Here is a 14,993-nt window from a genome sequence, read left to right on the forward strand (position 1 = left end):
GCCCAGGCCGCCGCGCCGAGCCGGAGCGCCCCCGCGCCGCAGCCGGCGAGGCTGCGGGCTCCGAGCGGCCCAGGCCGCCGCGCCGAGTTGGAGCGCCCCGGCGCCGGGCCCCCGAGGCGGGCCCCCGCGCGCGCCCGCCGCCCACCCCGCTCGCCGTGTGCGCCGCCGCGCACCGCGCCGCCGGCGGCGCGCGAGCCGCGCGTACCGGCGGCGCGCGAGCCGCGCGTGCCAGCCGCGCGCCGCGCACCACGCCGCCGGCGGCGCGCGAGCCACGCGCACGCTACCGCGCACCGCGCGCGTCACCGCGCATCGCTCCGCCGGCGGCGCGCGAGCCGCGCGAGCCGCGCGTACCGCGCACCGCGCACGTCACCGCCATCCGCGTTCGGCGAGCGACACGTAGGCGCCGTCGCCGACCACGACGTGGTCCACCAGCGGGATGCCGATCAGATCGCCCGCGGCGCGCAGCCGCTCGGTGAGCGCGATGTCGTCCGCGCTCGGCGCCGGGTCGCCGGACGGGTGGTTGTGCACGACGACGGCGGTCGCGGCCGCCGCCCGAATCAGCGGGCGAAACACCTCGCGAGGGTGAACCTCCACGCCAGTGAGATGTCCGCGCGCGACCTCGACGTCGGCGACGACGCGATTGCGCGCGTCGAGCCCCAACGCGAAAAACACCTCTTGCCGCAATCCCGCGACGCGCGGCCACGCGCGCGCGAACACGTCCTCGGGCCCCGCCACCGCCGGCGCGCGACATCGCGCCTCCACCGCGCGGCGCCCCAGCGCGAACGCGGCGGCCAGCCGCGTGGCGCGGGCCGGCCCGACGCCGGTGACCGCCGCGAGTTCCAGCGGACTCGCGCGCGCCAGCTCGCGCAGGCCGCCGCAGTGGGCCAGCGCCGCGCGGGCGACCTCCGTGCCGCGCGTGCCGAGCACCACGGCGATCAGTTCGGCGTCGGCGAGACGTTCGGCGCCGTCCTCGATGAGTTGCTCGCGCAACCGCGGCACGCCTCCGGGACGGCCGTCGTGCACGGCCGCTTCGCTGGCCTGACCGCGCGGCCGCGCGCTGTCGGATGACGAACTCACGCCCGCGGGACTACGCAAGCGGCACGCCAACCCTAACTGCCCGATCCGGCGCACACGAGTGTCCGGCCGGCCGGCGCAGGCCCGGACGATCGACTAGCATCTGGCCCATGCAGTGGCCATCTCCGATTTCGCTGCGTCACGTCGCGCTGTACGCTCGCGACCTCGACGCGATGGAGCGGTTCTACGTCGACGTCCTCGGCTACCGCGTCGAGTGGCGGCCGGACGCGGACAACGTCTACCTCACGCGTGGCGCCGACAACCTCGCGCTGCACCGCGGCCGGCCCGGCGGCGCCGGCGCACTGGACCACATCGGTTTCGTCGTGCCGACTCCGGAGGATGTCGATCGCTGGGCCGCTCACGTCGCGGCCGCCGGGTTCGCTCCCGACGCCCCGCCGCGCACGCACCGCGACGGCGCACGGTCGTTCTACCTGCGCGATCCCGACGGCAACCGCGTACAGATCATCCATCACCCGCCCATCGCCGGGACGGTCGGCGACTGACGCCAGCGCCGGCGAAGCCCCGCCCGCGTTCTGGTGTACCGTCGACCCATGCACGTGTGCCCGGAGTGCGGCGCGAGCTACCCGAATCCGGGGTATTGCCCGCAACACGGCCGCGCGCTGGCGGACACGAACGACGATCCGCTGCTCGGCGTCGCGATCGGCCCCTATCGGATCGCGCGCCTGCTCGGCGCCGGCGGCATGGGACGCGTCTACGTCGGCGTCCACCCGACCATCGGCAGCCGAGTCGCGATCAAGGTACTCGCGCGCGACGGCGCCGCAGACCGCCACCTCGTCAAGCGCTTCTTCGACGAAGCGCGCGCGGTCAACCTGATCCGCCACGAGAACATCGTCAACATCCTCGACCTGGACACGCTGCCGGACGGCCGCCCGTACATCGTCATGGAGCACCTGGACGGCGCGCCGCTCGCGGCGGTGATCGCCGAACGCGGCCCGCTGCCGCTCGGCGGACTCACCCGCGCGATGACGGAGGTTCTCGACGCGCTCGCGGCCGCGCACGACGCCGGCGTGGTCCACCGCGACCTCAAGCCGGACAACATCTTCATCTCGCCGAGCGGCCGCGCCAAGGTGCTCGATTTCGGGATCGCCAAGCTGCGGCCGGAGTTGGGCGCGGCATCCGACCCGACGCGCACCGGGTCGCTGCTCGGCACGCCGCACTACATGTCTCCCGAGCAGACCCTCGGCAAACCGGTCGACGCGCGCGCCGACCTGTACGCGGCCGGTCTGATCCTGTTCGAAGGCGCGACCGGGCGGCGGCCGTTCGCGGCGGACTCGCTGTTCGATCTGATGCGCAAGCACCTGGAGGAGGCGCCGCCGCCGCCGCGATCGCTGCGGCCGGACCTGCCCGCCGCGATGGAGGACGTCATCTTGTGCGCGCTGCAGAAGCAACCCGATCGCCGGTTTGCGTCGGCGCGCGCGATGGCGACCGCGCTGGCCGAGGCCGCGCGCGATCTGCCGGCGGACGCGTGGGAACCGATCGGGATCGAGGTGCGCGGCGCCGCGGCGTCGCTCCCGTCGCCGCCGCCGACACCGAGAGGCACCACCGGGCGCAAGGTGGCGAGCGACGAGGCGATGGCCGCGACGGTCGCCGCGCCGGCCGAGACGCGCCCGGAGGTGCGCCGCGCGCGGCGCGCGTGGACGTGGGCCGCCGCGCTCGCGCTCGCGTCCGCGGCGGGAGCCGGACTGTACGCGGCGCTGCGTCAGCCGCGAGATGCGCGGCCGGCGGCGTTGGCGGGGCGAGCGGTGGCGGACGCGGCGCCGGCCCGCGCGGGCGACGAGCCGGCGGACGCCGGGCCGACGACCGCGGCGGCCGCGACGAGCGGCCCCGCCGGCGGCGCGCCGCCGGCCGATGCGGGGACGGTGCGCGTCGTCCGCAGACCACCTCGCCACTCGCCGGCCAAGCCGGCGCGCAAGCCGGCCGCGAACGGCTCGCCTGACGCCGAGCCGGCGCGCAAGCCGGCAGCGAACGACCGCACCGCGGGGCGTCCGCCGGCGACCTTGCCTGCGGGCGAGTCGCACGCCGACCACCTGCCGCCGCAGGTCGCCCAGTACCTGCCGAAACGCGAGGGGATCGATCCAACCGACTTCGACCCGAACGCCTACCTGCGCGTCGCGACGCGCAAAGCGCGCAAGCACTGGCCCGACGCCGAGTTGGTCCGCATCGACGTCGGGGGCGTCTACCCGACCGGCCGCGCCGATCTCACCCTCGGCTCGTCGACGATCGCGCTGTATCGCTTCATTTCCCCGGCGGAGCGGGCGCGCGCCGGCGATGCGCCGCTCGGCGCCGATCGGCGCAGCAAGTGCGTGTTCTACGTGTTCGTCGACGCCTCCGGCGTCCGCGCCTACCCGGTCGAGTGGAACTGCGACGACCTCGTGCCCGTTCCGCCGCCGCGCTGCTCGATACGCCAGGTGTGGAAGAAGGCGATCGCGGGCGGCGCCCCCGGAGACAACGCGGTCGCGCAGATGGGCTACTGGGCCACCCGCGGCCAGCGCCCGCGCTGGTACTTCTCCGTGCCCGGCCACTACAACGCGTGGATCGACGACGACTGCTGACCGCCGCCGCCGCGGCCACACCGACCGAGTCGCCGCCCCGGTTGGACGGATCCGGCACGACCTACAGCTGGCCCCGCGGGCCGTGGTACTGTCGGCACCAGCAGGAGGCGACCCGGATGAAGCGACGCGATTTCTTGATTCGATTGGGCGGCACTCTCGTGGCGGTCCCGACGGTTCTTCACGTGGCCGCGTGCGGCGGCTACGGGGACGATGACGACGACACCACCGGCGGAGCGGATGCGTCCGCCGGCGGCCCGGACGGATCCGGCACCGTCGACAGCTTCATCGGCCAGACGAGCAGCTCCGACACGTCGGGGCACAGCCATACGTTCACCGTGCTGTGCGCCGACCTCGACAAGGCGAGCGTCACGTATACCGCGACGGGATCGGGTCACACGCACACGATCACGCTCGACATGACCCAGTTGCAGTCGCTCGCCGCCGGCAACGAAGTCACGTTCGACACGAGCGATTCGCACCCGCACAGTTGGTCGGTCCGCAAGCCGTCCAACGCATGCTGACGGCGGCGCGATGTTCCTCGCGATGAACCACTTCCGCGTCGCGCCGGATCGGTGCGCCGACTTCGAGCGCGCGTGGCGCGAGCGCGACAGCTACCTGGACGACGTTCCCGGCTTCGTGAGCTTCCACCTGCTGCGCGGTGACGAGGAAGATGGCGCAGTGTGGTACGCGTCGCACACCGTGTGGCGAGACGCCGCGTCGTTCCGCGCGTGGGTCGACAGCGACGCATTCCGCAAGGCGCACGCCCAGGGCAAACTGACCGGCATCCTCACGGGTCCGCCGCAACTGCGCTGCTGGACCTCCGTGCTCGGCTGACGCGCGCCGCCGCCGGCCTCCCCGTACGGCGTGGGCGACGGCGCCCGTGCGGTGGCCGCGACGCTGAGGGATCGGAGCGGCCGACGCGCGAACGCGCCAACACCGCCGACGTGACATTCGCCGCAGCCGCGGTGAACGCGGGCGCGCGCGGCCACGTCAGTCGAGCTGAATCCCCTGTTGCGCGCACAACTGCTTGACCGACCGCTTCGCCGCCTCGCTGAGGCGAGCGTAGTGACGGCGTGCGCGCTTTTCGTTGCTCATCCGGCACGCGGCGATCGTACAGATCAGGCGCGCGCGCGGATGCGTCGGCTGGATCTCGAGCGCGTCCTCGCACAGTTTGTTCGCGCGGCCGTAGTTGTGCTTCTTGGCTGCCTCCGACGCGGCATCCGCCAGTTCGTCGGGCGATGCGTTCACCGGCGGCGGCTTGCGCACGGGCTCGGGCGGCTTGCGCTCGGGCGGCTTGCGCTCGGGCGGCTTGCGCTCGGGCGGCTTGCGCGGCTTGGGCCGCTCGATCGCGACCGCGGCCTGCTTGCGGCAGGCGGCCGCGGCCTCGTCGAGCGCGCTCCGCGCTTCGACCCACAGCTTGCCGGCCTCGATCGCCATGCGCGTGATCGCCCGGCAGTCGCGCGCTGCGGTGTGGGTCGCGGCCTCGCGCCGCAGTTCGGCGATGTACTGATCGCGCAGGGCATCCAGCTCCGGCTGCGCGCGCAGCCGGTAGACCGAATCGCGGTCGATCGCGGCGAACGCGGACTTGGCCGCCGCGTACGCGCGCTTGGCCGCCGCCGTCTGGAAGTCCGTGTAGCGCATCTCGTTGCGCAGTTCGCGCTCGGCCTGCGCCTTCAGCCGGCGTGCCTCGGCGTTGTTCGGGTCGAGCGTCAGCGCTTCGAGCGCGGCCGCCTGCATGTCCGCCCACCGTTCGTCCTCGAGCGCGCGGCGCGCGGTGGCGAGATGATCGGCCACGCCCCCGCCGCCGGCGGCGTCGGCCGGCGCGTTGGTCGCGATCGCGTTCGCCGCGGCCGCCCCGTTGCCGGCAGACTGCCCCTGCTTTGGAGCCGGGACGGCGGGCCGCACGTCGCGCCCGGCCGCCGCGGAATTCGCGCCGCCAGCGGGCGGCGTGGCCGACTTGCCGCCTCCCAGCGCGAATACCGCCGCCCCCCCGCCGACGACGAGGATGGCGAGCGCCGCCCACAGCCACCCGCGACCGCCCTTGGCCGTTTCCGCGGTCAGGTCGACGATCTCGGCGTCGCGGCCGAGCACGAAGTCCTCGCCGGCCTCGACGAACCGCAAGCGTACGTGGCCGAGATCGATCACGTCGCCGCGCCGCAATTCGACCTTGCCGTAGTCCTCCCCGTTGACGCGCACGCCGTTGGACGACTGCAAGTCGACGATCGCGTACCGGCCCTGCTCCTGGACGATCTTCGCATGATGCCGCGAGATCGACCGGTGATTGATCACGATGTCGTTGTCGTCCGTACGGCCGATGACGACGGCGGGCTTGTCGAGCGGAAACTCCTGGCCCGCGAAGTTGCTCGACAACACCACGAGCCGCGCGACCGGGGCCGCGACGGTCGCGACCGCGGGGTCGGTGTCCCCGAACGGGAGCGCCTCCTGGGCCGCCTCCGACCGCGCCGCCGCGGTGGGTGCATCCGCAACGGCGACCGGGGCCGGCTGCGCGGCCGAGGCCGCGACCGGGCGCGTCGCCGCGTCCGAGTGCACCGCGTCGACCGGCTCGGGAACGGGCGTGACCGCGTGCGGGTCCACCCGCTCCATCGGGGCCGTGGCGCTGCCGCGCGCCGCCGGACCGGGTTGGTCGGCCCGCTCGCTCTTGAGTTCGATGAGATAGTCGCCGATCTGAATGCGGTCGCTCTCCTTGAGCGGCACGCGCCCCTGGATGCGCGACCCGTTGACCAGGATGCCGTTGTAGCTGTTGAGATCCTCGATCGTGATCGTGCCGTTGATGCGGTGGATGCGCGCGTGACGGCGAGACACATTCCGCTCGGTGAGACGGATCGTGTTGCCCTCTTTGCGACCGATCGTGATCTCGTCGCGGATCAGGGGAACGACCGTCGTTTTCCCCTCGTCATCCTGGATGACCAGCTTGAACATGATGTGTCCCGACCACGGCGCGTGGCGGCTTCGACCCCAATGAAAATTCTATGGTTACGCGAATCTACCTGTCAAGCGAGCCACGGTTCACCAGCCGATACTCGATCCGGCCGGCCGCGTACCTCCGTCGCCGGCGGGCCGGCGGCGAAACCCGGTGGCCGGCAGCGGTCCGACCGACACCGCCCCCGGCCGCGCGCAACGCGTTCCCGCATCGTACGGATTGGACACCCTCACGAGCCGACGCCTTGGCGCCGGCCCGCCGGCGTCCACCTCCGGCGAGATCACGCACGGCGGCGCCGCTCTCCCCGCCTCCCCGCCTCCCAGTTCCGTGGTGCATCGCCGTGGCACGCCCCCGCAGTATACCGGACCGGACCGGCGCGACCAGGGGCGCGCAGCCGCCGATTTTGCGGCACGGCTCCCCGGCGCGGCTCCCCGGCGCGGTCGGAGCCGGCGCCCTCCGGCGCGAGGCAGCCCCGGGCGCGGGAACCGCCCGCGTCCGCGTGCCGCGGCGAGCGGCCGGTTACCGCGCCGACAGCAGCGGGCCCGGATCCACCGGCCAACCGGCGGCCCCCGCGGCGATGCGGACCTCGACGTAGACGCGGTTGCTGGCCGCACGCCCGATCGGACTGCCGGCCGTCACCCGCTGGCCCGCGCGCACGTCGAGCGCCGCGAGCTTGCCGACCACCGAGCGCAGCCCGTCGACCCGCTCGATCACGACCGCGTTGTCGATTCCGCGCACCGGCCCGGCGTACCGGACCACGCCGTCGTGCGGCGCGACGACCGGCGCGCCCGCGGCCGTCGCGAGCTGCACGCCGCGGGACAACAGCCGCGTCCGCGTGCGCCGCCCGCGGTACCGCCCGAACGCCGTGACGATTGGACCGGGAACGGGGCGCCGCAGCGACCGCGGCGGCGGCGGCGCGCCAGTCGCCTCGGAGCGCTCGCGGACTACGCGGCGGCGCGCGCGAGCGACCGCATCGCGCTCGCGGCGCAGGACCGCGAGTTCCTCGACGTCGCGGTGCAAGATGCGCCGGGCCGCGGCGCGGCGGCGCAGGACGTCGGCGCGCACGGCCGGATCGACCAGGCGCACCTTCGTCCCCGGCCGGGTCAGCTTGTACAGCGCGCGCACGCGGGCGCGCAGCGCGGCCGTGCGCGCCTCGATCTTGTCGTCGAGGATGCGCTCGGTCTTGTCGACCGCCGCGATGCGCGCGTCGACGGGCGGGCCGCCCGCCAGCGCAGCGCCCGCAACCGCGACCAGGCCGGCGACGACCGCGACGTCACGCCAGCGCACGCCACCTCCGCGACGCGACCCACGCGGCGAGCGCGCCGAGCGCGCCGGCGGCGCCCACGATGGCGACGGCGTCGCGCACCGGGAAGAACCCCAGCGTCACGTCGCCCAGCGCCGTGCGCAATCCGGCCGCGATCGGATCGGCGCCGAACGCGAACAGGGCGTAGACGCCGACCGCCGCGAGGGCGGCGCCGATGGCCCCCTGTAGTGCCCCTTCGACCACCATCGGCCCGCGTACGAACGCGCCGGTCCCACCGAGCAACGCCGCGACGCGCATCTCGTGCTTGCGCTGTCGCAGCGACTGGCCGACCGTGAACCAAACGATGTAGCTACACACGAGGGCGACGACGACGGCGAGCAGGCTTGCGGTGAGACGCAGAGCCCCCGCGAGCGCCGATAGTCGCGCCGTCCAGTCGTCGAAGACGTCGACCGATTCGACGCCCGGCGCCGCGCGCAGCTTGTCGACGGCCGGCGCGATGGCGGCCACGTCGCTCACGCCGTCGCGCAGCTCGACCTCGATCGACGCAGGCAGCAGGCTCGCCTCGATATCGTCGAGGACCGACGCCTGCGGGCCGAGCGACTCGCGCAGCCGCTCGTACGCCACCTCCGGCGGGACCAAGCGCGTGCCGCGAACGGCGGGCAGGCGCTGCAGCGCCGCCTCGATCGCGCGCGCGCGGTCGGCTGTGACGCCGTCGTCGAGGTACACGATCATCTGCACACCGCCGCCGACCCGCGCCGTCACCGCCGATACGTTGTAGGCTGCCAGGTGGACCAGCGCGGCGAGCGATACCCCCGCTGCGATGGACGCCACCGCAAATGCCGTCGCGCGCGGCCGCCGGCCGAGCCCGCCGATCGCGCGCCGGAGAGCGTAGCCGCAGGCGCGCAGCCGGCCGGTCATTTCTCTCGCTTGCGGCGCTTGGCCGCCAGATCGGGAAACCGCAACTCGTACGGACCGGTCGCCAGATCGATGATCTCCGCCGGCAGTTCGATCGGGTCGTTCATCACCGGCTCGACCGGGCGACGCCCGTCGAGGTGAAGCCGCAGGGCGGCCTCGATGCGCCGCCGTGCAATCCGCGCATAGGTCTTCATTCGGGTTGTCCTCCTGCCGCAGCCACCGGGAACGGGACGATGTTCGGGGCCGTGTCGGGAAGCTCCGCGTCCATGTCGACCGGGAACTCGATTCGACCGCGGTCGAGCGACACGAGACGCCAATCGTTGGACCGCGCCGCGTCGATCACGTCGGCGTCGTTGGACGCGATGACCACCGGCGCGCCGGCCGCCGCGAGATCGCCGACGTGGCACAGCAGGTCCGCGGTGTGCCCGCGATCCAAGTGGCCGGTCGGTTCGTCGAGCAGTAGGATCGCCGGGTCGCCGACGAGCGCACGGGCGATGGCCACGCGCGCTCGCTCCCCGGCGGACAGGTCGCCGCACACCGCGTCGACGTACCAGGCGAGCCCGACCGCGCCGAGCGCCTCGGCCGCGCGCGCGCGCACCTCGCGCCGCGGCATCCCGCGCACTTCCAAGGCGAGCGCCACGTTGTCGAGCGCGGTCCGGTCGTCGACGAGCGCCACGTCCTGTTCCACCAGGCCGATGCGACGACGCAGCCGCGGCAGCGACGACGCGCGCAGGCGCTGCACGTCGTGGCCGAACAGGCGAACGACGCCGGACGAAGGCGGCAACACGCCGGCCATCACCCGGATCAGGGTCGACTTGCCGGCCCCCGAGGGCCCGGTCACGACGACGACCTCACCCGAGCCGACGACGAGATCGACGTCTTCGAGCGCCACGACCTCGCCGCGGCGACCGTACCGCACGGTGACGGCGTCCAGCTCGATCATGCGTCAGTCGTACGCCGCGGCGCGCGCGGGGGCAAAAAAATGGCGCGCGCGGCCCGCGCCGGCGCCGACGTGAGGACCGGGCGCCGCGCGTTGCGCCGCGCCGCAGTTGAGCGTACCTATAGGCATGCGCGCTCGGGTGATGGCGCTCGCCGGGATGGCCGCAATCGCCGCCTGCGCATCCCGCGAGCGCGCCGCGGCGACACCGCCCGATGCCGGCGTCGCGCGCGCGCACACCGACGCCGGCGTCGCGCGCGCGCGGGCTCGCATCGACGACCTCGAGCGCCGCGTCGCCGCGCTCGAGGCGCGCGGCGCGGTCGACGCCGAGCGCGTCGCGCGCGCGCTGGCGACCCTCGGCGGCGATGCGGGCGCCGCGGTCCGCGGGCCGGCGGGGCCGCCCGGACCCCCGGGACCGCCCGGTCCGCCCGGGCCCCAGGGACCGCCGGGGCCGCCCGGACCGCCCGGACCGCTCGGACCCGCCGGGCCGCGCGGCGAGCCGGGACCGCCCGGACCGCCCGGACCGCAGGGCGTCCAGGGGCTCCAGGGACCGCAGGGCGTCCAGGGCCCCGTGGGGCCGCCCGGCCCCCAGGGACCGCCCGGACCGCCGGGCGGCTACGCCGACAAGCGCGACCTGGTGCGCCGCGAGGGCCGCGTCACCGTCGCGGCGGGGATTGCGGCCACCGCAGTCGCGACCTGTGACGACGACCGCGATCTCGTCGTGCTCGGCGGATGCTCGGCGACGCCGATGTGGTTGGCGCAGCTCGTGGCGTCCGGCCCGTTCGGCGCGACCTCCCCGCGCGAACGCGGAGGTTGGCGATGCAACTACAAGAACGGCTCGCGCGAATCGCCGATCGAAATCGTCGCGGAGGTGTACTGCGCGCCGGCCCGACCGCACACCGCCGGTGCCGCGACACCGGCGCCGCGCCGCCGCCGGGCGCCGGCGCCGCGCGCCGGTCCGACGCCGGCGCCGCGGTCGCGCGCACCCGACGCCGGCGCCGCGGCGCCACCGGCCGCCGACGCCGCGCCGGGCGCGCGGTGACGACGCCGACCGCCGGACGTCACCGGCACGCGATGCCGTTCGCGAACGCCGGCGGTAGGCCGATGTCGATCGCGTCCGACGTGAGTTCGTCGCCGTCGCTGCCGTAGACGCGCAGGCCGCCGGCCGCGCGGTCGCTGATCACGATCTCGCCGGTCGGGCACGCGGCGACGTCGCCCGGTTGTACCGACGCGGCCGTTAGCGAGTCGTTGGACACGCCCGCGTCGGTGATCGCGACGAGTTTGCCCGCGTCGAACGAGTCGCTCGTCGTGATCGCGGCGTACACGGTGTCGCCGACGGCCGCGTATCCGGCGACCGTGCCGCCGAGCGAGGAGTTGTCGGCCAGGCAGCCGGCCGCCTTCGGCGTACCCGACACGTCGATCCGCTCGAGGCAACCGGGGCTCGTCGTCGGCTGGAACGGGTTTTCCGCGGTTGCGATCACGAGCTCGTCGGCACCGCGCGGCTGCAGCCAGCCCACCGGGTTGCGGTGCGTGAGATCGAAGTCGCCGACCACCGTGTCGTCCGTGGTGTCGATGACGATCACCTTGCCGCCGTGCGACACGAAATCGGCGTCCAACAGGCCGACCGCGACGAGCAGCTTGTCGCCGACGAGATAGATCGACGTGGCGTCGGGCACCCCGTCGGTGTCGTACGACGAGATGTCGATCGCGCCGGGCGCGGCGTCCGGGTTGGCAGCGTCGAGCACGATGACCTCGCCGGCGCCCAGCGCCGCGACGTAGATCGTGTCGCCCTTGACCGCGACGTCCTGTGGATTCGTGTTGGCGCCAGTCGATATCTGGTCGATCAGGGTGCCCGTGAGCCGATCGATGATCGTCACGTTATCGAAACCGAAACGGTTGATGACGTACACCCGGTCGCCGAACACGCGGACGACCGGGTCGCTCGAGGCGACGCCGGCGACGGCATTCTTCGTCACCGCCAGCGACGGCAGGTCCACGGTCGACAACACACCGACCCCCGCCATGTAGTCCGCACCGACCGCCCACACCCGGGCGGACGGCCCCGACGCATCCGGCCCGGCGGCATCCGGTCCGTCGCCAGCGGCGTCGGCGGACACGCCCGCGTCGGCCGCGGGACTCTCGTCGTCCCCGCCGCATCCGGCGGCAAGTGCGACGCCCAACGTGATTGCTGTTACAACCTTGAGTTCAACGTTCATTTCACACTCCAGTCGATTGTGAGGTATACGGATCGCCCGGGCAGCGGATACCCGAGCACGTCGGCCACCGCTCGCGGGATCTCGGACAGATCCGGCCGCGGTGGCGGGTCCAAGGTCACGGTCTCGACGCGGCGGTCGGCAACGTTTTTGACCTCGACGCCGACCAGCACGCCGCTCGCCAGTGACACCTTCGCGCCAACGCCGACAAACGTGCGCGGCGGCACCTCGTTGAGGTTGGCGGCGTCGAGAAAGTTGCCGGAGGTAACTGTCGCGTCGGCCCACACGACGGCGAGGCGGCCGGCGACGCGGAGCGCCACGTCCGCGCGGGCGTACAGCTCGTGGCGCGGTCGCTGCGGCAGACGCTTGCCGTCGTAGGACGGCTGCGTCGGCGCGGCCCTCTGGCGCGAATCGAGAAACGTATAGGCGATCGAAGCCGTCGCCGTGCGCCACAGGCGCGCGGTCGCCGCCGCCTCGACGCCCCCGAGGTCGGCGTCGCCCAGGTTCATCGCGACGGCGGCGCGCCCCGCGGTCGGCTGAAACGCGATCGTATCGCGCGCGCGCGCGCCGAACGCCGCAAGTTGGCCGTAGATGCGGTCGACCGGGCCGACCGCGTACGACGGCGCAAACGCGACGCCGACATCGGCGCTCACGCCGGTCTCCGCGCGCAAGGCGGGGTCGCCCACCAGCACGCCGCGGTCGCCGAAAACCTCGACGACCGTGGGGGGCCGGAAGTAGCGGCCGGCGCTCGCCTTCGCGACCCACGCGCGCGCGACGCGCACTCGCGCCGCCAGCCGCGGGCTCGCGAACCACTCCGTGCGGTCGCCGACCTCGCCTGCTCCGACGACGAGCGGATCCCAGCCGCCGCCCGGTTCGGTGCGCAGCACGTCCACCCGCACCGCGGGGACGAGGAGCGCGCGCCCGCCCCACAGCGCGACGGTGCCCGCGACCGACGCGGCTGCGGCGCCGCGCAGCGCCCGCACCCGCGCGTCGCGGTCGCGGTCGCGCGCGGAGAACTGCTCGCCGCGCGCTTCGGCCGCGAGTTCGACCCGGTGGCGCGTCCCGACCCGCACGGCCGAGACGGCGGTGGCGCCCGCGGCGATCGTGAGGGACCGCGCGTCGTCGCTGCCGAGGCCGACCTCGCCGAGCGGGTCGGCCAGGTGCTGGCGCTCGACGAGCGCGTAGCCGGTGGCGCGCACCGTCGCTCCGGCGGTCGCGCGGACGGCGGTCACGTCGGACACCGCGGTCGTCGTCGCCAGCGCCGCCCGTTCGGTCTGCGCCGAGCCCACGCCCGGGATTCCCTGGGCCTTGTGCAGCGCGCGCGCGCCGCCGGCGACCGACCACGCGCGACCGCGCCAGCGCGCGCGCGCCACCGCATCGACCTGAGCGAAGCCGTTGTTGCTGCGCCGCGCGGTCGTGTCGTCCTCGCGGCGAAGCGGCGTGCCGTTGTCGTCGAAGAACGGGTAATCTCCGTCGGCGCCGCGGTAGCCGGCCGCGACGTGGACGCCGAGCGCGTCGCCGGCCAGGTCGTCCCGCCACCGCAGCCGCAGGTGGCGCGCGCCGAACGAGCCCACGCCGGCCGACAAGCGCAGCGAGTCGCCTCCGGCCGGTCGGCCCGCCGCGGTGACGAACTGCACCGCTCCGCCGAGCGCCGCGCCGCCGAAGTCGACCGGCACGCCGCCGCGGTACAACTCCACGCGGTCGAAGGACGCCAGTTCGAACGCACCGAGGTCCGCCGCGGCCGACGACAGGCGCGACAGCGGCACGCCGTCGACGAGCACCGCGGTGTGGCCGGGCGCTGCCCCGCGGATCGACACCGACGCGAACGCGCCGAGCCCACCGAGGCTGCGCGTGTGAACGCCGGCGGATTCGGCGAGCACCTCGGCCGGCGACACGGTCTCGCCGTCCCGGTCCGCGACGTGGACGACGGTGACGAATGCCGGCTCCGCCAGGGCGCGCGCGGCGTCGGCGTGGGCGGCGCGCGGGCCGTCCAGATCGTCGACGCCGTCGCGCGGCGCGATCCCGGTGACGACGATGACCTCGCCGGGCGCGATCACCGGAGCGGCACCGGCGTCGCCGGGCGGCCGCGGCGCCGGTGGTGTCCCGCCGCCACCGCGCGGCGCGGGAGCCGAGACCGGCGCGCCCCCCGAGCCGCCCGCGCGCGCCGCGGACGCGGGCGGCGCAGCATCCGCCGAGGCGTCTGCCGCGCGTTCGCCCGCGCGCGCGCCCGGCGACAGCGCGGTGACGATTGCCGCTGCAACCGTTGCTGCCGGGAACACTCGCGGTCGTACTGTCATGATGCCGAAGGGGAAAGCCTCCGGGCATCGCGCCGACCGCATCGCATTCGCGCTGGGCCGTCTCCTCTCACCCCGGAGGACGGGTCCTGCGCGCCGAGCCGGTCTCCTGACTTCTGGTTCCTCCTACTTGCGGCGCCTTCCCGGATGATCTCCAGTGGCGTGGTTGCCGCGTTCGTCCCCAGTCACAGTAGCGGGGGCTGCGTCGGACTTTCACCGACTTCCCGACACTCGCGCGCGTATGTGTTCGTCGCTGGGTCGCTCCTTTCCCGAACCTCGTACCCGCTGCGCGCGGCCAAGTCAATACCGGCTCACCGGTCGTCGACCAGCCAGTCGTACAGCCGGGTCCAGCCGGGGCCCGCGCGGTCGACGCGGATCCCGACGCCCGGCGGGCCGTCACCGGAGACGACGCAGTCGACCACCTGACCTTCGGCCGACAACACGCCGTCGGTCGCCTCCGCATTGAGCGTGATTCGCACTCTGGTGCCGACTGCCGGCGGATCGTCCACCTGCACGAAAATGCCCGTCGGGTTCAAGTGACTGCCGACGGCCGTGCGGATCTCCACGCCGCCCGCCGCGTCCTCCAGTTGCAGTTGCAGCGGCAGCTCTGCCCGCAACCGCCGCCAGCGGCGTCGCTCCGGCTCACCCATCGCGGCCATTGTACCGCAGCCGCCAACCCCGGCGCCGCGCTTCAGCGGCGCCGGGAGACAGCCGCCCACGTCGGTCGCTTCGCGCGGACGCCCGCTGCGGTCGCGGCCCCCTGTGACCGCGACCGCCCCGCC

The 14,993-nt window shown here is 74.5% G+C and carries 14 protein-coding genes, 1 pseudogene and 1 riboswitch; of the genes and pseudogenes, 5 read left to right on the forward strand and 10 right to left on the reverse strand.

Annotated features, from left to right (window positions below; all coding sequences use genetic code 11):
• Nucleotides 1–157 precede the first annotated feature (157 nt).
• Nucleotides 158–400, forward strand: coding sequence for a hypothetical protein (locus D6689_12045; protein ID RMH41008.1), 243 nt, complete (start codon nucleotides 158–160; stop codon nucleotides 398–400).
• Here the strand turns inward: D6689_12045 and radC are convergent.
• Nucleotides 367–1,167, reverse strand: a complete 801-nt coding sequence (radC, locus tag D6689_12050) for a DNA repair protein RadC (protein RMH41009.1) — start codon at nucleotides 1,165–1,167, stop codon at nucleotides 367–369. The two genes, D6689_12045 and radC, sit on opposite strands and share 34 nt — an antisense overlap.
• Before the next feature lie 17 nt (nucleotides 1,168–1,184).
• Between radC and D6689_12055 the strand changes: the two genes are divergently transcribed.
• From D6689_12055 to D6689_12070, 4 genes are all read left to right on the forward strand, one after another.
• Nucleotides 1,185–1,577 carry a VOC family protein gene (locus D6689_12055; GenBank protein ID RMH41010.1) on the forward strand — a complete coding sequence of 131 codons (393 nt, stop codon included), beginning with the start codon at nucleotides 1,185–1,187 and terminating at the stop codon, nucleotides 1,575–1,577.
• 48 nt (nucleotides 1,578–1,625) lie between these two features.
• A complete protein-coding gene (locus tag D6689_12060) occupies nucleotides 1,626–3,647 on the forward strand; it encodes a serine/threonine protein kinase (GenBank protein ID RMH41011.1) in 2,022 nt (673 codons plus the stop codon).
• Nucleotides 3,648–3,805: 158 nt separating this feature from the next.
• Complete coding sequence (locus D6689_12065) at nucleotides 3,806–4,168, forward strand: hypothetical protein (protein ID RMH41012.1); 363 nt, start codon at nucleotides 3,806–3,808, stop codon at nucleotides 4,166–4,168.
• A 10-nt stretch (nucleotides 4,169–4,178) separates the two neighbouring features.
• Entirely contained in the window at nucleotides 4,179–4,481 is a 303-nt protein-coding gene (locus D6689_12070) for an antibiotic biosynthesis monooxygenase (GenBank protein RMH41013.1), read from the forward strand.
• Nucleotides 4,482–4,637: 156 nt separating this feature from the next.
• Here D6689_12070 and D6689_12075 read toward each other — a convergent pair whose 3' ends face one another.
• The 9 genes and pseudogenes from D6689_12075 to D6689_12115 all read right to left on the reverse strand — a co-directional run bounded on the left by D6689_12075 (nucleotide 4,638) and on the right by D6689_12115 (nucleotide 14,870).
• Nucleotides 4,638–6,587, reverse strand: a complete 1,950-nt coding sequence (locus tag D6689_12075; GenBank protein ID RMH41014.1) for an FHA domain-containing protein — start codon at nucleotides 6,585–6,587, stop codon at nucleotides 4,638–4,640.
• A 520-nt stretch (nucleotides 6,588–7,107) separates the two neighbouring features.
• Complete coding sequence (locus D6689_12080; protein RMH41015.1) at nucleotides 7,108–7,875, reverse strand: M23 family metallopeptidase; 768 nt, start codon at nucleotides 7,873–7,875, stop codon at nucleotides 7,108–7,110.
• Nucleotides 7,862–8,770, reverse strand: a complete 909-nt coding sequence (locus D6689_12085; protein RMH41016.1) for an FtsX-like permease family protein — start codon at nucleotides 8,768–8,770, stop codon at nucleotides 7,862–7,864. Before D6689_12085 ends, D6689_12080 begins: the two co-directional genes overlap by 14 nt.
• A complete protein-coding gene (locus tag D6689_12090) occupies nucleotides 8,767–8,961 on the reverse strand; it encodes a hypothetical protein (GenBank protein RMH41017.1) in 195 nt (64 codons plus the stop codon). The genes D6689_12085 and D6689_12090 overlap by 4 nt, the downstream gene beginning before the upstream one ends.
• A complete protein-coding gene (locus D6689_12095) occupies nucleotides 8,958–9,710 on the reverse strand; it encodes an ATP-binding cassette domain-containing protein (GenBank protein ID RMH41018.1) in 753 nt (250 codons plus the stop codon). Before D6689_12095 ends, D6689_12090 begins: the two co-directional genes overlap by 4 nt.
• Nucleotides 9,711–10,097: 387 nt before the next feature.
• Nucleotides 10,098–10,307: pseudogene (locus tag D6689_12100) on the reverse strand (hypothetical protein).
• Nucleotides 10,308–10,765: 458 nt separating this feature from the next.
• Nucleotides 10,766–11,884, reverse strand: coding sequence for a hypothetical protein (locus D6689_12105; GenBank protein RMH41019.1), 1,119 nt, complete (start codon nucleotides 11,882–11,884; stop codon nucleotides 10,766–10,768).
• A 32-nt stretch (nucleotides 11,885–11,916) separates the two neighbouring features.
• Nucleotides 11,917–14,256 (reverse strand): TonB-dependent receptor, encoded by a 2,340-nt coding sequence (locus tag D6689_12110; protein RMH41020.1) that lies wholly within the window; start codon nucleotides 14,254–14,256, stop codon nucleotides 11,917–11,919.
• 36 nt (nucleotides 14,257–14,292) lie between these two features.
• Nucleotides 14,293–14,461, reverse strand: a riboswitch (cobalamin riboswitch).
• 61 nt (nucleotides 14,462–14,522) lie between these two features.
• The gene (locus tag D6689_12115) at nucleotides 14,523–14,870 is read right to left on the reverse strand and encodes a hypothetical protein (GenBank protein ID RMH41021.1); all 348 of its coding nucleotides are present in this window, start codon (nucleotides 14,868–14,870) and stop codon (nucleotides 14,523–14,525) included.
• Nucleotides 14,871–14,993: the final 123 nt, after the last annotated feature.

This window comes from Deltaproteobacteria bacterium (assembly GCA_003696105.1).
Taxonomy (GTDB): Bacteria; Myxococcota_A; Polyangia; order Haliangiales; family J016; genus J016.

Coding starts and splice junctions, on each gene's coding strand:
- D6689_12055 (RMH41010.1), top strand. CDS start 1,185: ATGCAGTGGCCATCTCCGATTTCGCTGCGTCACGTCGCGCTGTACGCT.
- D6689_12060 (RMH41011.1), top strand. CDS start 1,626: ATGCACGTGTGCCCGGAGTGCGGCGCGAGCTACCCGAATCCGGGGTAT.
- D6689_12070 (RMH41013.1), top strand. CDS start 4,179: ATGTTCCTCGCGATGAACCACTTCCGCGTCGCGCCGGATCGGTGCGCC.
- D6689_12075 (RMH41014.1), bottom strand. CDS start 6,587: ATGTTCAAGCTGGTCATCCAGGATGACGAGGGGAAAACGACGGTCGTT.
- D6689_12085 (RMH41016.1), bottom strand. CDS start 8,770: ATGACCGGCCGGCTGCGCGCCTGCGGCTACGCTCTCCGGCGCGCGATC.
- D6689_12090 (RMH41017.1), bottom strand. CDS start 8,961: ATGAAGACCTATGCGCGGATTGCACGGCGGCGCATCGAGGCCGCCCTG.
- D6689_12095 (RMH41018.1), bottom strand. CDS start 9,710: ATGATCGAGCTGGACGCCGTCACCGTGCGGTACGGTCGCCGCGGCGAG.
- D6689_12110 (RMH41020.1), bottom strand. CDS start 14,256: ATGCGGTCGGCGCGATGCCCGGAGGCTTTCCCCTTCGGCATCATGACA.
- D6689_12115 (RMH41021.1), bottom strand. CDS start 14,870: ATGGCCGCGATGGGTGAGCCGGAGCGACGCCGCTGGCGGCGGTTGCGG.